The organism is Herbaspirillum seropedicae, from assembly GCF_001040945.1.
Lineage (GTDB): Bacteria > Pseudomonadota > Gammaproteobacteria > Burkholderiales > Burkholderiaceae_D > Herbaspirillum > Herbaspirillum seropedicae.
Genome location: NZ_CP011930.1, coordinates 3,461,622 through 3,485,088, shown reverse-complemented (window position 1 = coordinate 3,485,088; position 23,467 = coordinate 3,461,622). Strand labels below are relative to the sequence as shown.

4 protein-coding genes are annotated in these 23,467 nt (G+C 66.4%); all 4 read left to right on the top strand.

The annotated features are described in order from the left end of the window. Position 1: 1 nt before the first annotated feature. The 4 genes from ACP92_RS15225 to ACP92_RS15210 all read left to right on the top strand — a co-directional run bounded on the left by ACP92_RS15225 (position 2) and on the right by ACP92_RS15210 (position 23,435). Positions 2 to 21,676: an Ig-like domain-containing protein gene (locus tag ACP92_RS15225; RefSeq protein WP_156181792.1), complete on the top strand. Its 21,675-nt coding sequence runs from the start codon at positions 2 to 4 to the stop codon at positions 21,674 to 21,676. Between the two features lie 129 nt (positions 21,677 to 21,805). Further along, the gene (locus ACP92_RS15220; protein WP_013234996.1) at positions 21,806 to 22,651 is read left to right on the top strand and encodes a hypothetical protein; all 846 of its coding nucleotides are present in this window, start codon (positions 21,806 to 21,808) and stop codon (positions 22,649 to 22,651) included. Between the two features lie 9 nt (positions 22,652 to 22,660). Then, on the top strand, positions 22,661 to 23,059 hold the full coding sequence (locus ACP92_RS15215) for a hypothetical protein (RefSeq protein WP_013234995.1): 399 nt from the start codon (positions 22,661 to 22,663) through the stop codon (positions 23,057 to 23,059). Position 23,060: 1 nt separating this feature from the next. Continuing rightward, positions 23,061 to 23,435 carry a helix-turn-helix domain-containing protein gene (locus tag ACP92_RS15210; protein WP_013234994.1) on the top strand — a complete coding sequence of 125 codons (375 nt, stop codon included), beginning with the start codon at positions 23,061 to 23,063 and terminating at the stop codon, positions 23,433 to 23,435. The last annotated feature ends 32 nt before the right edge of the window (positions 23,436 to 23,467 follow it).

Below are 23,467 nucleotides of genomic sequence, written 5' to 3'. Positions count from 1 at the left end.
AATGACCACCACCGTCTTGAAGCTGGCTGAACTTGGCCAATTCCTGAAAAAGATTTCCATCCGCGACATCAAGGATGTGCGTGCCCTCGACGTTGACTTGCTGATCGTGCTTGCCAATGGCGACAGCATCATCATCAGCGGCGGAGCGATGCAGGCGCTCAACGCACCGGAGACACCGCTGCAATTTGCCGATGGCCAATTGCAGATGGGTCGGATGTTCCAGCAGATCGATCAGATCAATGTGTCGCCGGAAGCCAACCTGACCATCAGCTCCAAGGAAATCACCCGCTACAACCAGAACACCATCAAGGCCAGCAAGGCCAAGCGGACGGAAGACGATAGCCAAAAGCCGGTGGTGGCCGAACAGGGCGAGAAAGCGCCCGAAGTGGCCGATCCCAATACGGGCGTTCCAGGCAACATCGCCCAACCCGAATCCTCGCCGGTGAAGACGCCGGACATGCAAAAGCAGATGGCCGACGTGGAGATCAACTCCCGTTCCGAAAAGAACTGGGGTGTACAGTGGCCCATTGCCGCCGGCGTACTGGCCCTGCTGGCCGCCGCAGCCGGCGGCGGAGGAGGTGGGGGCGCTGGCGCCGCCGCTGCCGCCGCATCGCCGGCCGATACGCCCGAGAAGATCAACGCCGTCATCAGCGGCGCGGCCATGCTCGGTCCCCTGAACAACGCTACCGCCACCGCCTATGACAGCCGGGGCAATGCCATCAGCGACGCCGTGCAGGTGATCGATGGCCACTATTCGCTGACCCTGAAGTCGCCCGGCTACAAGGGCGTGCTGCTGGTGGTCATCCGCGACAACACCCCGGGCGTCCCCGACAACTTCGGCGATGAGGCCTCGCTGCGCATGACCGACCTGGGCGTCATTCCCCTGCGCGCCCTGGCCGTGGCCGGCGGCGTGAACCAGACCGTCAACGTTACCGCGCTCACCGAGCTGGCCGCCATCAAGGCCGGCCTGGCCCAGGGCCAGGTCAATCCTGGTGCCGCCAGCCTGGACGTCAATGCCGTCAACAACGCCAATAACGCCGTGGGTGGCCTGTTCAAGGTCGATGCCATTGCTGGTGAGGTCGTGCCTACCTCCACCGTCAACGTGCAGGGCCAGGTGATCTCCAATGCCGCCTTTACCAACGCCATCAGCAACCAGGCGCACAACTACGGCGCGGCGCTCAAGGCCATCGCCAACCTGGTCGAACTGGATCGCAACAACTATCCCACCCAGGCTGACGCCATCCAGAAACTGGCCGATGCACTGCAGTTCGTGGACGGCGCCGGTGCTTCGCTGAAATGGGCCACCAATGAAAAGGGCCAGGCCCTGCCGGCAGCCAACCTGATGCAGTCGCATCTGTTCAGCGAACCGCTGCAAAAGATCATCTATGACCCCGCCAGCAGCGCCGACGCCGTCGAGTCTGCGCAGAAACTGCTGGCCAGCCTGCAGCAACTGCCGGACCGCACACAGGTCTCTGATTATCTGCAACTGAACCATGTGGCCATCGCCAATCCCATCGTCTACATCAAGCAGGCCGTGGTGACCAATCCTGACGAATGGCAACTGGCGCCGATCGACGCCACGCTGGCGCTGGACCAGGGCGATTTCCTGGAAGGCGGGCTGGAGGTGAAGACGCCTCCCTTCGCCACCGTCAAGGTCATCATCAACGGACGCGACGTGCAAGGCGCCGACCTGGCCGTGAACCTGCCGCAGGCCCGCGCCGACGAGATCGGGCGCGCCATCCTGTCGGCCGATGCCGACACGGCCGACCTGTTGAGCCGCATGGACCCGGCCCAGCCGGTCAGCGCCCAGGTGACCGTGACCGATGGCTTCAACAACCGTACCAACTACACCGTCTGGAAATACAATGCCGACGTGCGGGTGGACCTGAATACCCCGCCGGACATGAGCAACTTCGCCGTTTCCGCGCCGATGCTGGTCACCGACAGCGTCTATACCGGCAAGGGCCGAGACGATCCTAACGCCGTACCCGGCAAGGCCGGCAACAGCGACAAGATCACCAACGATGGCAGTGTCCAGGTCACGTTGACCAAGGCGCTGGCCAACAACGAGCGCTTGCAGTTCAGCGTGGCCACGTCCACCGATGCCCAGGGCAATCCGATCTTCGGCGGCTGGAAGGAAGCGGTCAAGCTCACCCCGGGCCAGGTCGATGCCAAGGGCCAGGTCAGCTATATCGCCAGCGAAGTGGCGCAGACCAACGGCAGCAACTGGGTCAAGGCCCGTGTGGTGCTGGTGGGCAGCCAGTTCACCGGCGGCTACGGTAATGCCAATACGGTCGCCAATGCCTTGCAGTTCAACATGGACAGCGTCGCGCCGCCCCAGCTGAAGCTGCAGATCTCTGGTGGCAAGGACGATGGCCTGTCGGCAGTCGATGGCATCACGCGGCAGAAGGATGTGCAACTGGCGATTGCCTCGGCCATGGAGTCGGGCGCGGAACTGCATTACCGCGTACTGGGCGGCGCCGGCACCGATGGCCGCACCGTGCAGCTGGTGTCGTCCGACGGCGCGACCCGTTCGCTCACGCCCGACACCTGGTATGTGCTCAAATCCGGCGAGCGCCTCTCGCTGGCCGGTGATACCGCCACCGGCAACGGCAAGGCGCAGTTGCAATTGCGCCTGATCGATACGGCCGGCAATTTCAGCGAGAACATCCAGACCTTCGTTGTCGACAGCACCGGACTGATCGAACAGACCGTGCTGCTGGCCAATCGCGAAAAGGCCGTCAACGAGGCGCGCGCCGCCGTGGCGGAAGCCCAGGCCGCCTTTGACAGCGCCGACGCCGGCAGCAGGGCGGCCAAGCAGAGCGTCCTGGCCAGCGCCCAGACCGCCCTGGCGCGCGCCCAGGCGGCGGAAGACGCCGCCGTGGACGCGGCCCGCGCCTTACTGGTCAATGCCGACGGCAGTACCATGCTCGACGCCACCCTGGCGGCGCCCGTGGACAAGACCTATATTCCGGCCATCATCAATGCGGTGGCCGCGACCGCCGACGCTTCCAAGGTCAACGACGCTGCCTCGCTCAAGGCGCTGGTGCGCAAGGCCATCGATGCGGCCGACGCCGCTGTGTTCAAGGCCTCGCTGTATGGCGACACGCCTACCAGCCCGGCGCCTACCCAGGCCGACTTCAAGGCCATGGGCGTGAGCGGCGTGAATACACCGCTGCAACTGGCCCTGGTCAATGACGCCCTGAAGGCGCTGCCGCAGAACCAGTCCAATTCCATCACCGCCATCCAGACCACGGTAGGGGCGGTCGCCAAGCTGTTGACGCTGGCCGACGGCAAGTCCGGCAATACCGAACTGGCCAGCCTGCCCACTGCCGCCGACTACGCCGCCCTGGGCGTGACGCCGCTGCTCAATGGCACCGGTGCGCGCATCCTGGGTGGGGCCATTGATGGCAAGCAGACCAGCGAAGTCGCCACCGTAGCCCAGATCAAGCAGCTGGCCCAGGCGGCCCAGCGCATCGCCGAGCAGATCGCCTTGCCGGCGGGCCAGAGCCTGGCTGCGCCGCTGACGCCGGACGATTTCAATAGCCTGGGCGTGACGGGTGCGACGGTGGACAATGTCGCCCAGATCGCCGCCAGTCTCAGCAATGTGCCGCAGGCCGTGCGCGACAGCCTGGGGATCACCGGTGCGGTGAGCACCTTGGCCGACGTCAAGGCAGTGGTGGGCGTGAGCATCGGTTCCTTGCAGACCATCCTCAACTATGCGCAGGGCCTGGTGCCGATCAACCCGCTGAAACCCTCGCAGAGCGAGCCCAGCGTGGCCGACTACCAGCATCCGCTGTTGTCCGCCACCGCCGGCGCCGAGGTGAATGCGGCCAACGTGGACACGATCAATAACGCCGTCAAGGCAGTGGGGGCCGATGGCATTGGCTCGTGGACCCTGCTGGCTTCGGTGGTGCGCTCCTACAACCTGGTGCTGGCCGCCGCCGACGGGGTCGGCGGCAATGCACCGCTGTTGCCCAGCCTGGACGATTATGCCCGCGTGGGGGTGCACGCCATCAAGAAGAGCTTCCCCAACAATGCCGCGTTGCAGGGCAATGTCGCTGGCCTGCTCAACCAGGCCGTCGATGCCAGCCCGCGTGGCCAGATCGATACCGTGGCCAAGCTCGATACGCTGGCCGCCATCGCCGCCAAGGTGGTGGCGCTGGCCGCCGGCAAGCCGGTCACGCTGACGCTCGATGAGATCAACCAGTTGCACCTGAATCCGCCGCTGACGGCCGCGCAGTTGCCGGCGGTGCTGTCGGGTATTGCCGGCAGCGCCGATGATGGCTCTTCCGTCAACACCCTGGCGCGCTTGTCGGACGTCGCCGCGCGCGCCCTGGCGGCCTCCGAGAAGATCCGCGCCTATGCCGAGGACGCCAGCCGCACCGCCCCCACCCAGCAGGATTACCACGACCTGGGCATCAAGGGCGCCGAGGACGATTTGCGCGTGGGCGCCTTCAATGCCGCCCTGGCCACGGCCAGCGTGGACGCCAAGCGCGTCGCGCTGCCCTCCCAGGTCCAGGAACTGGCCGACGCCTACCTGCGCATCCTCGGCAAGGCGGGTGACTTGGCCGGCGCACGTCCTGATCCCTTGCTCAAGGATTACTCCGCCATCGGCGCGACCGCGCCGCGTGACGAGAACGGCAAGGCTCTGGTCAACTCCGTGCTGGCCGGCAAGCAGCCGCAGGAGCTGGCCAACATCGCCACGCTCAATCAACTCGTGGCGGCGGCCAATGCGCTGGAAAACCTGGCCGCAGGAGATGCATCGGTATTGAGCGGCACTTCTTCGGCTGAGATCGTGGCCGACCTCAAAGGCAAGCTGGCGCTGCTGGGCGTGAACAATCTCAATGATGGCGAATCGCCCTCGGTGATCAACGCCATCAAGGCCAGCGCCGACGATGGCAGCGACATCAACAGCCAGGGCAAGCTGCAGGCCCTGATCGATTCCGCCGCGCGCGCGCAGCAGAAGATCAATGCCTACGCCGACGACGCCACCAAGCCCGCGCCAGCGGTCAGCGACTATGTCGCCATCGGCGTGACAGGCGTGAAGGAAGCCACCCTGGACGCCATCAACTCGGCCCTGGCCAGCACCCCGGTCACCTCGGCGCAGACTTCTTCCCCGGACCTGGTGCAGACCATCGTCAACGCCTATGGCGTGATCCTGGCCGCTGCCGATGGACGCGCCGGCAACGCCATGCGCCTGCCCACCGTGCAGGACTACCAGACCATCGGCATGGGGCCGGACCTGCTGGCGATCTTGCAGCCGGCGGCCAACGGCGCCGCTTCGCCGGTGCTGGGCATGCTCAATACCCTGGTCGATGCGCAGCCGCTGAGCAACGTCAACACCCTGGTGGCGCTGGCGCGTCTGGCCGATACGGCCCAGGACCTGATCTTCCAGGCCAAGGCTGGCATGGGTGACGCCCTGGTGACCCAGGCGCAGTTGAGCGCCGTGGGCATCACCGGACTGGACGGGCGCAGTTTCCGTTCCGTGCTGGCGGCCATCGCCGCCAGTCCCGACGATGGCAGCGGCATCATCGGCACCTTGCCCGCCGGCGGCTTGAAGCTGCAAGCGCTGGCAGACAATGCCCGCCTGGCGCAGGCCAAGATCGATGCCTATGCCGACGGCATCCCCAGCGCCGCCGCTCCGGTGGCCGCCGATTACCGCAGCGTGGGGTTGGACCTGGGCGCGCTGTTCAAGAACGCTACCGCAGATGTGGCCGTCAAGGCGCTCAACTCGGTCTTGCAGATGCCCGCCGTCACGGCGGCGCAAGTCAATCCGCCCACCAAGCTGGCTGAGATCGCCAGCGCCTATGACCTGGTGCTGGCAGCGGCCGATGGCAAGTCCGGCGCCGATGGGCAGCCCAGCGCCGAAGCGCTGGCCTTGACCGTCGAGGTATTGGCCAAGGTGGGGGTGACGGGTCTGGCCGCTGACGAGCCGCAGACCCAGGCGCTGCTGGTGAGCAATATGCAGCGGGTGCTCGATGCGATGAAGCCGGCCACTGCCGCCATCGCCGCCAACCTGCAGGCCAGCGCCGATGCGCTGGTCAAGATCAGCCATCTGGCCGATGGCGTGGCCGACAATGGCGCAGCGGTGGACCAGTTCGTCAATGCGCTGGCCAGCCTGCAGGCCGCCGGCGCGACCATCAACGACGCCGCCGTGGCCAAGGCGGCCGCCAACGCCATCGATGCGGTGGACTACGCCAGCATTTCTACCCCTGAGAAATTGCAGGCCCTCATCGACGGTTATGCGCGTATCCTGGCCGAAGCCAACGAAGCCGAACCGGCAGCCGGCAGCCCCTCTCCCAACCAGGACCGCACACCCGACGCCACCCCCGGCAGCGATCCCTTGCTGATCGACTTCGCCGCCATCGGCGCACAGTTGAACGGCCTGACCGTCAACCCCGGCAACGCCGCCGACCAGGCTGCACGCCTGGGATTGCTGGACGATAGCCTCAAGCGCAAGAGCCGCAGCCAGGTCGACACCGTCAGCGAAATCACCCGCCTGGGTCTGGCCATCGACCAGATCATGCAGGCCGCCGCCTTGCCCGCAGGAGCGCCGCAGCCGGCGCTCACCGGCGAGCAGCGCAGCCAGTGGGAGGACACCTTCCGCACCCTGGGCATCAATGGCGTGGATACCGGCGCCGATGGCAACCTGGAGCTGGTGTTGACGCGCCTGAGCGGCATCGGCGTGGTCAATGTCGATACCGTGGCCGAGGTCCAGGGCGTGGTCGATAGCGTCAACCAGGCCTTGCTGGTGATCATGAACTACGCCACCGACAGCGCCAAGAATCCGGCGCCGGTCTTGACCGATTACCTGGCCGTGGGCGTGGACAAAGGCCCCAATGCCGCCGCCGTCAGCGCCGACAACCTCGGGGCGATCAACGCCGCCGTGGCGCGCCTGACGCGCCAGGATGTGGATGCGCGCTCCAAGCTGAAGGTCATCATCAACGCCTACAACGCCATCCTCGACGCCGCCGATGGCAAGGATGGTGATGGCTCCGGCGCGGCGCTCACGCCCGACCTCTATCTTTCCATCGGGGTGGCGCTGGGTGCGCCGCAGATCGGCATGGGCAGCGTGAGCCAGAAGGCCGGTGGCGGCAAGACCATCCTCAATCCGGACGCCGACAAGCTGGCCCTGTTCAACAGCGTGGTCGGCGCGCAGGGCAAGGAGGGCGTCTCCAGCCCCGACAAGCTGGCCGCGCTGGCGGCCACGTCGGCCGACCTGATCCGTCTGGCCAAGGAGAGCAAGGATGACCCGGTGGTCGGCAACATCAGCACCACCCTGGGACTGAAGAGCCTGCAGGCGCTCGGCCTGGTTGCGCTGGGCAACAGCGCCGCGCAGAACGCCTTCCTCGATGCGGTGCGCTTCAAGGGCAATGCCAGCGACCCTGTCACCGGCCAGCCCAGCTCGCCCGACACCGCCGCCACCCATGACGTCAGTGGCGTACGCAGCTTCACCCAGCTCAACGTCATCGCCACCAGCTATGCCAAGGTGCTGGCCTATGTGAACGGGGCAGGCAGCCCCGCCGATGCGCCGACCCAGGCCGATTACCAGGCCATTGGCGTGAGCTTGCCGCAGGCGCTGCCGGCCACTGCCGCCAGCGCTCTGGAACTGCTCAACAGTGCCGTGCATGCCCAGGCCAGCACGGCCAGCGTGGATTCGGTGGGCGAGCTCAATCGCCTGGCCATCACCGTGGACAAGCTGATGCAGGTGGCCGCGGTGGCGCCGCTGCCGGATCGCTATCCGGTGCAGTACCCGCCCACCAGTTCCACCTTGAAGCCGGCTGACCTGAGCGCGCTGGGCCTGCGCAACATGGATGGCGACACCCTCGCTGCCTTGCTGGGCAAGTTGCAGACCACGGCCAATGACGGCAGCGGCGCGCAGAGCGTGGCCAGCCTGCAGGCCATGGCTGACGCCGCCATCGCGGCCCAGCGCAAGATCGTCCAGTTCGCCCAGGATAACGGTGGCGCCGCCCCGGCCGTGGCCGACTTCGACGCCCTGGGCCTGCAATTGCCCGCCGACGGCAGCGGCAGCAGCGCCGCCTATCTGGGCGCGATCAACGATGCCCTGCGTTCGGACAGCATTACCGGCCGCCAGGTGCAGACCCCGGCGCAATTGCAGGGCCTGGTGATCGCCGCCCAGCACGTGGTGGATGCGGCCAACGGCAATCCCGGCGATGCCTCGCCCAAGCCTACCGCCGATGACTTCCTGGCGCTGGGTCTGGCCAAATCCAAGATCGACAATGCCGGTGCAACCGGCGTGGCGATGCTGGCCGACACGGTCGATGCCAGTACCCTGAGCGCGCTGACCACCGACGAGAACGGCAAGTCCATTGCACTGCCCGACAAGCTGGCGGGCCTCTTGAACCTGATCCAGTCGCTCATGGTCACGGTCGCCGGCGGCCAGGCCAATCCGCCGCTGGATGCGGTGCAGCTGGGCAAGCTGGGCGTGAAGTTCGTCGACCTGAGCCGCAATGCCGATGGCAGCCTGCAGAACTGGCCCGCCATCTTCGCGGCCATTGCTGGCAGCAAGAAGGATGGCTCCGAGGTCAACACCCTGGAGAAGCTGCAGAACCTGGTCAACCGCGCCGACGCCTCGCAGGTCAAGATCCGCGTCTATGCCGACGATGTGGTCGTCGACGGCGATCCTACTTCCACCCCGACGGTGGAGGACTACAAGAACATCGGCATGGTCGGCCAGGCCGACGCAGTGGGTGTGCGCGCGCCGCTGGTGACGGCGGACAAGCTTTCCGCCATCAACGCTGCCTTGCGCACGCCCAGCATCAACGCCGCCCAGGCCGATACGCCGGCCCATGTGCGTGAAGTGGTCGATGCCTACCTGGCCATCCTGAATGCGGCCAACGGCCCCTTGCCCGACAATGCGGCTGCGCTCAAGAGCAGCTTCTTCAAGGCGATCGGCGTGACCATCGATGGCGTCACCACCAACACCGGCAAGCCTACCGATGGCGCAGTGCAATCCCTGCTTTTTACGGTGATCGGCGGCAAGCTGCCCACCGAGGTGAATACCCCGGCCAAGATCAATGCGCTGGGGATGCTGGTCAACAAAGTGATCAGCCAGGCCCAGGCCAGCGATGATGCGGCGCGCGTGAGTGCGGCCGAACTGGCGCAACTGGGCGTGACCACCGCCGATGGCGGTGTGCTGACCAGCGAAGACCCGGCGGCCGTGGCGGCGGCCTTGTACGCCATCCGCGCCGGCGCCGACAGCGGTGATGACGTCAATACCCTGGCCCGGCTGCAAACCGTAGTGGCGACCGGCTTGACGGCGTATCACAAGATCCTGGCCTACGCCAACATGAGCAGCATCCCCGGTGGTTTCCCCGACGACGCCGGCCGTCCTACCGGCGACGACTTCAAGGCCATGGGCCTGAAGGTGCCGGCCAGCGTGCTGGCCGACAAGGCGGTGGGCGCCTCGGCCAGTCTGTTGACCGCCGTCATCGGCGCGGCCCAGATCGATACCCCGGCCAAGCTGCAAGCCATCCTGGACAGCTGGGACCAGCTCTTTACCCTGGTCAATGGCCGCGCCGATACCGCCGCGCTCAACGACACCACCCGCGCCAACTTCGGCAAGCTCCTGGGGGCCGTGGGCGTGAGTGTCGATGCGGCCACCAAGCCGGGCGCGCTGGACCTGTTGCAGACCGCGCTGGACCAGCAGAGCGACCGCAGCGTCATGAATACCCCGGCCAAGCTGGAAGGCATGCTGACCACGGTGCAATCCATGCTCAACCTGGCCGGTGCGGCGCAGACCTTTGCCGCAGACCGGCTGCCGCCCAGCCTGGGCGCGGCTGACCTGATTGCGCTGGGCATCCTGCCGCCTGCGGCCAACGCCGGCGCGGCAGCGGCCACCCTGAGCGCGATGTCTGCGCAGACCGACGTGAGCAAGATCGACAGCCTGGCCGAGGTCCAGGCGCTGGCAGGGCTGGCGATGAAGGCCCAGGTCAAGATCTCGGCCTACGCCGACGATGCCCGCAAGCCAGCCCCGACCGCCGTCGATTACCTGGCCGTAGGCCTGGTCAAGCCTGACGGCAGCGTCCTGGTCACGGGGGACAAGCTGGTGGCACTCAATTCCACCCTGGCCAGCAACACCATCAATAGCCCGCAGGCCGGTGATCCGGCCAAGCTCAAGGGCATCGTCGAGTCCTATACCCGCATCCTCGAGGGCAGCGCGACCAATGGCGCTGCGCCGGGCCTGGACGACTACCTCAAGGTGGGGCTGCCCAGCGTCACGGCGCAGAACAAGGACTTGCTCGATGGCGTGATCCAGAAGCTCGGCGCCGACCGCATCAAGGACCAGTCCGTGCTGCAAAAGGCCGCCGATGGCGTTGCTCGCATCCTGGCCCTGGCCGATGGCGCGGACAACACCGCAGCGGCCGAGCGGCCCAGCGCCGACGACTTCGCCGCGCTCGGCCTGGCCATGGGCAATGCCGCCACGGCCAAGGACGCCGACGGTTCGGCGGCGGCGCTGCTGGGCAGCGCCATCGACCGCATGCCGGCGGCCAGCGTGGCCACGGTGGGCAAGCTGCAAGCCCTGGTCGATACCGTCAACAAGCTCATGGACAACGCCGCCGGCGTGGCCGGTGTGGCCGCGCCCACGGTGGCCGACCTGCAGTTGCTGGGCATCGACATCAGTGCGCGCAGCGTGGCGCAACAGGGCGCGATCCTGGGCGCTATCGGCACCAGTGGCGCCGATGGTGCGCAGATCAATTCCGTGCCTGCCCTCAATGCCCTGGCCGAGCGCGCCGTCAAGGCGCTGGCCAAGATCACTGCCTATGCGCAGGACAACACCGGCGCCAGCCTGGGCACTCCCACGGCTGACGACTATACCGCCATGGGGGTGGCCGGCGTGAGCGCGGCCAGCGTGGGCGCGATCAACGCCGCCCTGGCCACCACGGTGGTGGACGCCAGCCGCGCCGGCACCCAGCCGCAGGTGCAGGGTATCGCCAGCGCCTATCTCAAGGTGCTGGCCGCCGCCGATGGGCAGCGCGCCATTCCTGACCCGGTCGGCAGCGCCAACCTGCCCACGGCAGGCGAACTGGCCAGCCTCGGGGTGGGCGTCAATGCCGCCACCGACGCCCATCGCGTGAGCTTGTTGACTACCGCTCTGGATGCGCTGAGTGCGGACCGTGTCAACACGCCGGCCAAGATCGACCTCGTCAATGTCTCGGCGGGCAAGATGGTGGCGGCAGCCGGCAATGCCGGCCTCGCCGCAGCGCTCACCCTGGATGATTTCACCGCCCTGGGCGTGCAGGGGCTCGATGAAGCCTTCCTGACCAATGTCCAGGCGCTGGTGGCGGCCAGCGAGGTGGGCCGCATCGACAGCAGCACGCGCTTGCAGGCGCTGGTGGATGGCTTGCTGAAAGACCTCAAGATCATCCGCAACTATGCCGATGGCGTGGCCAACAATGACGCCACCCTCGGCCCGGTGGGAACGGTGTTGACCCCCACGGTGAACAACTACGGCCGCGCCGGCGTGGTCGGCGTGGGGGCCGATACGCTGGCCTCCATCAACGCCGCCGTCAAGGCGCTGGGTCGCTCCAACCTGGTCGACAGCAAGGCCAAGCTGCAAGGCGTGGTGGATGCCTACCAGCACGTCTTCCAGGCCGCCGATGGCATCGCCGGCAACCTGCCCAAGCCGGTCACGCGCGAAGAACTCCTGCGCATCGGCGTGCCCGGCGCCAAGCTGCCCGATCCGGTTGCCGGCGGCCTGTTGCCGGCCGAGAGCGCCCGCGCCAGCGCCAGCCTGACCTTGCTGGTCACGGCACTGGATGCGCAGGCCAGCCGCAATGCTGTCTCCACGCCGGACAAGATCGCCAACCTGGCCGACCTGGCTACCCAGGTCGCCAACTACGTGGCCGGGGCGCCAGGGGCCACTGCGCCCAGCGGTAACGACCTGGGCATGCTGGGCGTGCGCAATATCCTCGGCCAGACCGATGGCAATACGCCTTCCACCATGAGCCTGATCAATGGCGGCCTGAGCACCCTGGGCAGCGATGGCCTGGGCAAGCTCACCCTGGGGCTGGTGCAGACCGCCGCCACGGCAGCGGCCAAGATCCGCGGCTTGGCCTCGGCGGGCAGCATCATCAGCGACGCCAACCGTCCCGCCGCCGACGCCACCAATGCCGATGGCACGCCGCGCGCCGGTGCGCCGCTGACCTTCGATGAGTTCCGCGCGCTCGGCCTAGCCGTCGACAATGCGCCAGCCAACCTGAAGCTGTTGAACGAAGCCTTCAACGCCCGGCCCAACTTCGCCTCGGTCTCCGACCCGGCCAAGATCGCTGCGCTGAACCTGGTCGATATCGTCAACCGCGTGATGCGCCAGGCCGACGCCGACCTGCGCCCCGATCAGGCGCCGGCCGGCATCAGCCTGGCCGAATGGACCACCCTGGGGCTGAGCAATACGGGCGCCAATCCCGAGGTCACCGCGGCCTCGATCAGCGCCTTCATGGCCGCCATCAAGGCCCGCAGTCCGTCCGAAGTGGATACCCTGGCCGAACTGAAGGCCGTCGCCCTGGCTGCGCGTGCTGCGCAGATCAAGATCTCCGGCTATGCCGAGCGCGAGAGCAGCGGCAACGTCGCCCAAGCCGGCGCCGACGCTGTCACGCCCACCGCCAAGGACTTCGCTGACATGGGCGTGCGTGGCCTGGACAAGTTCGGCGCAGCCACGCCAGGCCGTGCCGACGCCATGCCAGAGGGCCTGTTCACGGTGCTCTCGACGCTGGCTTCCGCCCCCGTCAATGGCGCACGTACGGCCACCGCCGAACTGGTGCAGGGCATCGTGGACAGCGCCAACAAGGTGCTGGCCCTGGCCGATGGCCGCGCCAACCAGTCCGCCAACGTCCCCGGCCAGGAGGATTACCGCCTGCTGGGCGCCGACCTGGACGGCATCGGTGTGGCCCGCAACAAGGGCAATTACCTGACCCTGCTCAATTCGGTCATCGATCCGCTCACGGCGGACAAGGCCGACACGCCGGCCGAATGGCTGGCGCTGGCCACGACTGCGGCCAAGGTGCTCGACGCTGCCGGCGGCGGCGTCGTGCTGCCGACGCGCGCCGACCTGCTGCAACTGGGGGTGAGCGGATTCATCGAGGCCGACCTGCCGGCGGTACAGCGCAAGCTGCAACAGGTGCCGGCCGACAAGCTGGACAGCATCAACACCCTGGCCGGTTTGCAGGCGCTGGTGGACAAGGCCGTGGCAGGGCAGGACAAGATCCGCGCCTACGCGGGCGATAGCAACAATGCCGCACCGACCGCGCAGGACTACGCCGACATGGGCGTGCTCCTGCCCACCGCCCCGGCTACCGTGGCCGCCGCCATCCTCAGCGCCGCCAACAAGGCGCTGGCCTCGGGTCCGGTCGGCCCCGACCAAGCCGGCTCGCCTGATCTGGTGCAGGCCATCGTCAACAGCTATGCCAAGGTCCTGGCGCTGGCCGATGGCGCGGTCAACGCGGCCCCGGCGGACCTGCCCACCGCGCAGGACTACAGCAACATCGGCATGGATCGCGCAATGCTGGGCAAGCTGGGTGACCCCAGCCGCCTGCTGTTGCTGAACCAGCTGGTCGATGGCGCGCCCAATGCGGCCGCCGTCGACAGTCCCAACAGCCTCAACGCCCTGGCCTTCATTGCCAACAAGGTGCAGGACATCGCCGCCCAGCAGACCGGCGACACCGTGGCGCCTGAAAATGCGCTCAGCGCCACCGACCTGGCCACGCTGGGCATCAAGAACCTGTCGGCCCCCGAGACCGACGCCGTCGTCGCCGCACTGCAATCGAAGAATCCGGTCGATGTGGATACCCTGGTCGAGTTGCAGGCCATGGCGGTGGCGGCGCGCGCCGCGATCAACAAGATCATCGGCTATGCCGATCGCAATGCCGGCGATGCGCCCCAGGTGGCCGACTACCTGGCCATTGGCGTACACGGGGTGGCCGACGTCGGTGCAGCGGCCAACAAGGAAGCCATCAATGCAGCGCTGGCCACCGGCGCCGTCGATGGTAGCGACGTTTCCACCGTCAAGGCCGTGCAAGCCCTGGTGGACAGCTACAACAGCCTGTTGCGGCAAGCCGATGGCATGCCCAGCAATACCGCCGACGACAAGCTGGCCGGCGCCGACGACTTCGCCAACATCGGCGTGGACCTGGGCCGTTTCGCCGGGCTCGACGGCGGCGGCGCAGGCGCTACCGAGAACGCGGTCAAGCTGCTGAGCTCCATTGTCGATAGCCGCGCCGCCGCCGACATCGACACGCCGCAGAAGATCAGCGCCTTTGCCGCCATGGTGGTCAAGATCGCGCTGACGGTGCAGGGCGACAACAGCAATCCCCCCACCGTGGCCGACTTCGCCGCCCTGAAGATCACCGGCGTGAACGACGGCAACCTGGCCCTGGTGCTGGCCCAGCTGGCGCGCCAGTCCGATGACGGCAGCAACACCAATACCTGGGCCCGCCTGGCCGACGCCGTCTTCACCGTCACCAACGTGCCGGCCATCAACACCATTGCCGGCGATGACATCATCAACCTGGCCGAACGCAACGCTGGCGTCACCCTCACCGGCACGGCGGGCAAGGATGATACGGTGACGTTGTTCTATCCGGATGGCTCGGTCATGAAGAGCGGCATCGTCACGCGTGACTCCGGCACTGGCACCAGCGTGTGGAACTGGAGCTATACGCTTAGCGACGCCGACTGGAAGGCGTTGGGTGCGGAAGGCGCCAATGGCATCGACAAGATCATCGGCATCCAGTCGCGCAACAACGTCAAGGGCATCGATTCGATCAAGGTCACCCATACGGTGACGCTGGATACGACGATTCCGGTCTTTGGTGCGCCGGTGCGGCTGGAGCTCGATTCGGGCCAGTCCGCCAGCGATGGCGTGACCAACAACGGCAAGGTGCTGGTCAACGGCGTGGAGGTCGGCGCCAACTGGTCCTACCGCATCGACGATGGTCCTTACCAGCCGGGTGGCCGGGGCAGCTTCAACGTCGCCACCGATGGCGCTCACACGGTCAAGGTGCGCCAGACCGACAAGGCGGGTAACGACAGTGTCGAGCAGACCCTGGTCTTCACCGTGGATATGACTGCGCCCGCCAAGTTGAGCGCGGCGCTGGTCAAGGACACCGGAAGCAGCAGTACCGACCGCCTCACCAGCGACGGCAGCTTCAGCGTCAATGGCATCGAAGCCGGCGCCAGCTGGCAATGGAGCGAAGACAACGGCACCAGCTGGATCGATGGCGTCGGCGTAGGCGCACGCGTGAAGGGCGCGGCCGACGGTACAGGATTCGTTGATGGCGTCAAGAACGTGGTGCTGCGCCAGGTCGATGTGGCCGGCAACGTCGGCCCGGTCAGCGATGTGCTCAGCTTCACGCTCGACACCACCGCGCCCGGCACGCCAGCCATCGCTCTGCGCCGGGATACCGGCATCAGCGGCAGCGACCGCATCACCAACGACGGCACGGTCGGCATCGACAGGCTGGAAGGCACCAGCAGCTGGCAGTACAGCGTCGATGGCGGCACCACCTGGATCGATGGCAGCGCCATCAGCGTCAAGTTCCCCGGCGCGGCCGATGGTGCTGACGGCAGCGATGGCGCCAAGAACGTGCTGATGCGCCAGGTCGATGCGGCCGGCAATGCCAGCGCCCCCACCGCCCGCTATAGCTTCACGCTGGACACCACTGCGCCGGTCGCACCGGGCTTGTCGCTGTCCAATGACACTGGTCCCAGCAAGACCGATCGCGTCACCAATGACAGCACCCTCAACGTAGCGGGGCTGGAAGCCGGCGCCAGCTGGCAATACAGCACCGACAACGGCACCACCTGGCTGGCCGGCAGCGGCAGCAGCGTCAGGCTCAAGGGCCTGCCGGATGGCGTCACTACTGTGATCGTGCGGCAGATGGATGTGGCGGGCAATCAGGGACCGGCCAGCGAATCCTTCAGCTTCGTCCAGGACGCCACCGCTCCGGCCAAGGTGAGCATGGTGCTGGCGCGCGACACCGGCGCCTCCACCAGCGACAGGATCACCAATGACGGCACCATCAACCTGACCGGGCTGGAAAACGGCGCGACCTGGCAATACAGCCTCAATAACGGCGGTAGCTGGACAGCCGGCAGTGGCACCAGCGTCAAGATCAAGGGCGCAGTCGATGGGGTGGGCAATTTCGATGGCAACAAGACCATCGTAGTGCGCCAGACCGACCTGGCCGGCAACAACAGCGCCTTCAGCGACAGCCTGGCCATCACGCTCGATACCCTGGCCCCGGCCAAGCTGAGCCTGGCGCTGGCGCGCGACACCGGCGTCATCAATGACAAGATCACCAGCGATGGCACCGTCAATGTCACTGGCCTGGAAGCCAATGCCAGCTGGCAGTGGAGCACCGACGGCGGGGTGAACTGGAGCCGTGGCAGCGGCACCAGCTTCCTGGTCAGCGGCGATGGCCCCAAGGCCGTCATGGCGCGCCAGTCCGACCTGGCTGGCAACCTGGGGGCGGTCAGCGATGTGCTCAGCTTCACCCTCGACGGCGGACTGCCGAACCGGCCTACGCTCTCGCTTGCCCGGGATACCGGCGCCTCGGCCACTGACCTCATCACCAGCGACGGCACCATCAACATCGGCAAGCTGGACCCGACCGGCAGCTGGCAGTACAGCCTGGATGGCGGCGCCAACTGGCTCAATGGCACCGGTACGAGCGTACGCATCAAGGGTGCTTCCGACGGTGGCGGCAATACCGATGGCGTCAAGAACGTCATCGTGCACCAGACCAGCGCGGCCGGCTTGACCAGCCCGGACAGCGACGTGCTGACCTTCACGCTGGCTACCGGCGCACCGGCCAAGCTCGACCTGTCCCTGCGCAATGACACCGGGTCTTCGGCCACCGACCGCCTGACGAATGACGGCACCGTCGATATCAGCGGCCTGGCCAGCGGCGCCACCTGGACCTATTCCACCGACAACGGGTTGACCTGGAGCGCCGGCAGCGGCACCAGTGTGCGGCTCACCGGGGATGGCAACAAGCGTATCCAGGTGCGCCAGACCGATGCAGCCGGCAACGTCGGCCCTATCAGTGACAGCCTGGGCTTTACCTTGGACACGCGCGTGCCGGACCCCGTGACCCTGCAATTACGCAACGATACCGGGATTTCCTCGACCGACAAGATTACCAAGGACTGGGACATCATCATCCTTGGCAAGCTAGTCAACGGCACTTATGAGATTAGCCTGGATAAAGTGAACTGGTATAGCCCGACTGGTTTTGCCGCGAACGAAAAAGCCAATGCGGAAAAGGGTATCGTGGCCGATCCGCACAAGACCGTCTATGTCCGCCAGTTCGATGCCGCCGGCAACGTCAGTCCGATCAGCGAGCCGCTGGACTTCATACGCGATGTCGTGCCGCCGGCGAAGATCACGGCCAGCCTGATGAAGGACACCGGCGTCTCGGCTTCGGACCGGATCACCAACGATGGCACGGTCGGTGTGAGCACCATGGAAAGCGGCGCCACCCTGCAATACAGCCTGGACGGCGGCGTCACCTGGCTCAATGCGGTGGGCAACAACTTCAAGGTGCAGGGCGCGGCCGACGGCGGCAGCAATACCGATGGTCCGAAGTCGGTACTGGTGCGGCAGGTGGACGTGGCTGGCAACGAAGGCCAGGCCAGCGCTGTGCTGAGCTTTACCCTCGATACCCTGCCGCAGGGCAAGCTGGGCCTGGCCCTGGCCAACGATACGGGGACTTCCTCCAGCGACGGCGTCACCAGCGATGGCACGCTCAACATCAGCGGCCTGGAAACCGGCGCCAGCTGGCAATACAGCCTCGACGACGGCTCGCGCTGGGTCAATGGCAGCGGCGCCAGTGTCAAGCTCAGCGGCGACGCCGACAAGAGCGTGGTAGTGCGCGCCATCGACGTGGCCGGCAACACCGGACCCAAGAGCGATCCCCTGCGCATGACCCTCGATACCCGCGCCGACGCGCCTACGGTGGACATGATGAGCCCGGCAGGGAAGACCTCCGACGGCGCCAGTGTGTCAACCGACGGCAGCTTCATGCTGTCGGGCGTGGCCGAGAAGGGCGCCCAGGTGGCCGTACGGCGCAGCGATGGCCAGGTCATGGGCTCGGTGCAGGCCTCCACCACCAATGGCAGCTGGACCCTGGAAATCAAAGGGAACGTGCAGGTCAGCGGGCTCAAGCGCGACGACGGCAGCGACAGTGACGCCAATGGCATGTATCGCCTGCTGTCGGCCAGCGATCTGGCCGTCTTGCAGAAGAGCTTGGTTGTAGAGGTATTTGCCGGCGACGGGAGCCGGGTGGACTTGTCCCGCCCGGCTTACGCCAAGGCCATCGGCGCGCAGAGCTGGTATCTGTTCGCCACTGTGGACGGCGGCTACATGATCGCGCAGCAGGGCAACGCCAAGGAGTGGTACTTCCAATGGAACGTGGGAGCCCCACAGATCCAGCAACCGGAAGACGTGAGCAGCTGGGGCCTGGCGACGATGTCCTTCTCGCAGATCCAGATCGAGGCGCAGCAGAATGGCGGCCAGAGCAGCGGCCAGACCCTGCAGCCGGGCGCGACCGTGATCAATTCCAACGGCACCCGCACCCGCACCTGGACCTACTGGGTCGAGCAGACCGACCTGGCCGGCAACCTCAGCCCGCGTGCGACCTTCAACGTGCTGGTAGAGACGGCCGCGCCGCCCACGCTGGACCTGGACGCGGCAGTAGCGCGTACCCAGACCACCGCGCTGCGCCAGTCCAGCAACAGCGAGCTGCGCGCCGGCACGGCTTTCCTGGCCGACGTGGCCGCGCCGTTGAAGAACAGCACCACAACCATCAAGGTCGTCTTTGGCGGCCCCGAGCTGCGCGTGGCTGACGACAGGTTGCTGCTGGACGCCCTGGTGGCGCTGGACCAGAACCTGGCGCCGGTGAAGGGCAAGACCGTGGGCGGCGTCAATGACGTCAGCTACGTCTACACCGCGGCTACCCGGACACTGTCGCTGACCAAGACCTTGGGCGGCACCTTTACCGGCCAGGAGGTGGAGGCCATCGTCGAGAACATCAAGCTGCAGAACGTCGCCCCCACGCCGGGCCGCCGCACCATCGACATCAGCCTGGTCGATGCCGGCAAGCTGGCCAGTCCAGTGGTGCAGGCCACGCTGGCGATCAGCAGCGACAACCTGCTGATCGATCTCGATCCCAAGACCACTGGCGCGCAGCTCGCTGCCACGCAGATCGTCACCGACGCCGCCGTGCTGGCAGCTGGCGTGGCCTTCGACGCCAACGTCGGCGCTCCCTCGGCCACCACCGCGCGCCTCCTGCGGGTGAGCCTGGGCGGGGCTGGCCTGAATCCCAAGTCCGACAAGCTGATGCTGGATACGCCGCTGGATCTGAGCGCGTCGCTGGCCACCGTGAGTGGCCGGACCGTGGCCGGCATCACCGGCCTGAGCTATACCTATGACGCCGCCTCGCGCACGCTGGACATCGCCAAGACCGATGGCAGCACCCTCAGCGGCAGCCAGGTGCAGTCCTTGGTGCAGAGCATCAAGCTGGGCGGTGCAGCGCTGGGCGATGGAGTGCGTACGGCCAGCTTCGCCCTGGTCAGCACCACCGGCGAGACCGGCGGCGCCTCCACCGCTGCGCTGATGGTCGATACCCGCGCACCGCTGGTCGATCTGGATGGCGCGCTGCCGGGTGTGCAGAACAGCGCCAGCAAGTCCATCAGTGCGGCGCGGGCGACGGCGGGCGAGAGCCTGTTCCCGCAGGAGACCGTGGTCCAGCAGGCCAATGACATCGTCAGCATCAAGCTGGCCATGAGCGGCGCCGCGCTGGACCTGGCGCGCGACAAGCTGGTGCTGGATCAGCCGCTTGATCTCAACACCAGCGCCACCACCATCGGCAACCGCGTGGTAGGCGGCGTGGCCGGACTGAGCTATGGCTACGACGACGCCAGCCGCACCCTGAGCATCAGCAAGACCGCTGGCACCGCAATGACATCCGACGAGGTCAGCAGCATCGTCAAGGCCATCCAGTTCAAGAACGCCGCGCCGCAAGCCGGAGACAGGCTCGCCAGCCTGACCCTGACCGACCTGGCCGGCAACAGGAGCACGGCCAGCGTCAAGCTCAGCGTCGATACCACCGTACCGGCTTCGCTGAAGGCGACGCTGGCAGCGGGCAACCAGCTCAGCTACAAGATGTTGTCGGTTCCCGATGTGCTGGGGCCGATCAACAAGCACACCCTGAGCAATGGTGAAAGCGTGGATCTGAGCAGCCTGATGCCCGGCAGTGGCGACGCGGTCAGCCTGTTGTCGTCGCTCAAGGGTATCTATGGCGAGTGGGGTGGCCTGGCCTTCAGCGGCAATGGCAATACCACCAACCCGAACGACAGGAGCGTGATCGGCTTCTCCAGCTCGCCAGGCTTCGACCACAGCTTCAGGCTGATCCACCAGAACAATCGCTTGGTGATGGGTGAGAGCTACTTCTTTACCGCTCCCGACGCCAAGACGCTGGTCCTCAATGCACAGGCCGGCTTTGACGACGTCAATACCGATGTCTTCGCTTTCAACCCTGACGGCGTGCCGATGGATAAGGGCTACGACATCGGCAACCTGCGCCTGCTGTTCCAGGCGCCCACGGCCAATGTCAATACCCAGCCGACCATCCAGGTCAGCTTCGATGGAACCCGAGCAGCAGCGGGGGATGTCATCCGCCTGATGGAAGGGGGCCAGGTCCTGGCCAGCCGCACCCTGAGCGACGCCGACCTTGGCAGCAGCAACGTCACGCTCAGCCTGACTCCGGCCAGCAGTCTGGGCGCGGGGCAGCACACTCTGAGCAGCAAGTACATCGACGTGGCCGGCAATACGGTGACGGGCAATGACATTGTGTTCAATGTCCAGGGCGGGGCGACGGCGCCAGTGCTGAGCAACCTGAAGGTCTCTGGCGACGGCCAGGCGGCCCAGGCAATCAACGATTCCACCACGCGCTATGCGATGGTCTCGGCAGCCGCCGGTGACTCGACCGGTTCCAGCGGCTTGCAGCATCAACTCAGCTTCACCGGCACGGTGGGGACGGCAGGCTCGGGACACAGCTACCTGGTTACGGTCAGTATGGGCGGCAAGCTCTTGGCGTTCAACCAGTTCGCGGCGGGCGACTTCAAGCTGGAGGCGCCGGCCAACGTGCTCGCACCGGGGTTCTACAAAGATCTGAGCATCGTCGCCACCGATGTCACCGACGGGCCTTCCAATGGCCAGAGCACCGCCATTGGCGGTCAGACCCTGGGCTGGTACTGGGCGCCGCAGAGCCTGACCAACCTCACCGCCGGGGCGGGGGATGACATGATCCCGCTGGGCGCCGCCGCCACCGCCAATGGCATCTACAACACCGAGGTGCAGACCGGGGCGGGCAAGGACACGCTGGTAGTGGGCGCCTCCGGTGCGACCGACTCGGCGCGGCTGATGGCCAGAGTGTCCGATTTCATGGTCGGCATGGACAAGGTGAGCGTGGCCGGCCAGACCGTGACGGCGGCCAACCTGGATCGCTTCGTGACGGCCTCGGCCGCCCCGGCGAACGGGACCATCCTGTCCATCGACCTGGACGGCCCGGGGCCGGGCAGCTTGACCTACACACTGCTGCTGGTGAACGTGCAGTATGCCCAGAGCAATACCCATACGATCTTTGGCGTATGAGCGGGTAGCCCACCGCAGTGCGTCGCATCGTAGCAAGCGCCGGCCGGTTGGCCGGCGCATCAAAGTTCGCAGGACGGGGCCAGCAGGGCGCCCATCCGGTATTTCTTTAAACAAATGAAGGAGAAAAAAATGGCAGCAGTCGATTCCGACGAACAAAATTTCTGGCCGGGCTATGTGGACTCCATGGTCAACATGGTCATGTACCTGCTCTTGCTCATCGCCATCCTGGCCATGGCGGTGATGTATTTCTCGATGCGGGCGCGCGACGAGGCCGTCGACGCCAAGGCCACCGAAAAGCTGGCCTTGGGCAAGCCGCATCCCAAGGCCTATCCCGGCCCCAATGAGGCCAAACCGGAGATCGCCGCCGAGGACGAGCTGCATGCCCAGCTGGAACGCCTGCGGCAGAGCATGCATGAGAGCGAGATCCGCTACAAGGCCGACGTTGCCGAACTGAAGGAAAAGCTGCGCGAGAGCGAGTTGCGCTTCAAGGCCTCAGGCTTGTCCAAGACTGAAAAGCCCAACCAGAAGGAGCGTGGCAACAATCTCAAGTCCACTCCGGATGCCGACCTGGCCAAGGAAGGCGCCGCCGAGCGCGTGGTTGACGCCAGCGGCACGGCCGGCTCCCTGCCGCAAGGGCTGGAAGCACTGGCCCTGCGTCCGAGCGTGCTGATCGTGCGCTTCCGTCCCGGTACGGTGGACCTCAGCGGCATCGAGGCCAAGCGCATGACCGAGACCTTCGTGAGCCATTTCAACTGGAACGCCAATCGCGAACAGACCTTCACCATCAGCTCCACGGCAGTGGAAGGCCTGTCCGAATCCAACCGCATGGCCTTCTATCGGGTCGTGGCCGTGCGTAACCACCTGCTCAGCCTGGGCGTGCCGGCCTCACGCATCCGCCAGCGTATCGAACCGGTGCAGGCGGCCAGCCAGAGCGGCGTGGAAGGCCTGGAAATCCGCATCCAGAAATCGGAGTGAGGGCGCAACATGTCTCAGGAAGCCCAGACCGCCGAGGAAGCCTTGGCGGGCAAGACCACCTATACGCTGGACATCGCCCAGGCCGGTACCGCCCTGCGCAAGATCCCGATCGAATCGATCAAGGATGTGCGCAGTCTCGGCATCGACTTGTTGCTGGTGTTCAGCAGCGGCGGCCAGATCCTCTTGCGCGAGGGGGCGCTGGAGGCGCTGGTGCATCCCCAGCGTCGCCTGCAGTTCAGCGATGGCGTGCTGACCTTGCAGCAGATCTTCACACAGAGCGAGCGCTTCGATTTCTTCAACAATGATTCCTCCGCGCCCGATGGGCCGGGCGCTGCTGCCCAGCACCTGGCCGCGCTGGCCGCCTCCCCGGAGGCCAGCGTCATGGCCTCCTATCCTTTCGGAGTCTGATATGGGAAAACACATCGGTAAATCCGATACCTCCGGCATGCGCATTTCCAAGGACGCCATCGGTGAGCGCCTCAAGAGCGTGCGCCTTCTGGCGGGGATGAACCAGCGCGACTTCGCTGCGCGCCTGAAGACCTCGGGGGCTTACATCAGCTGCGTGGAACTGGGGCATAGCATGCCCGGCGGTCGCTTCCTGCGCAGTCTGCATCACGAGTTCGATGTCAACGTCAACTGGTTGCTGACCGGGCAGGAGCCCAGCCTGCCGCCGCGCTACGGCCTTCACGTACGGTCTCTGGTCAGCGACTATGGCGGCGCATCGCAGGCCGGCAGGTCGCTGATCATGGCGGTGGCGTCCTATCTGGTGGGGCAGGGCGCATGACGGGAATGGATGCGATGGCGCCATCAGCGCCA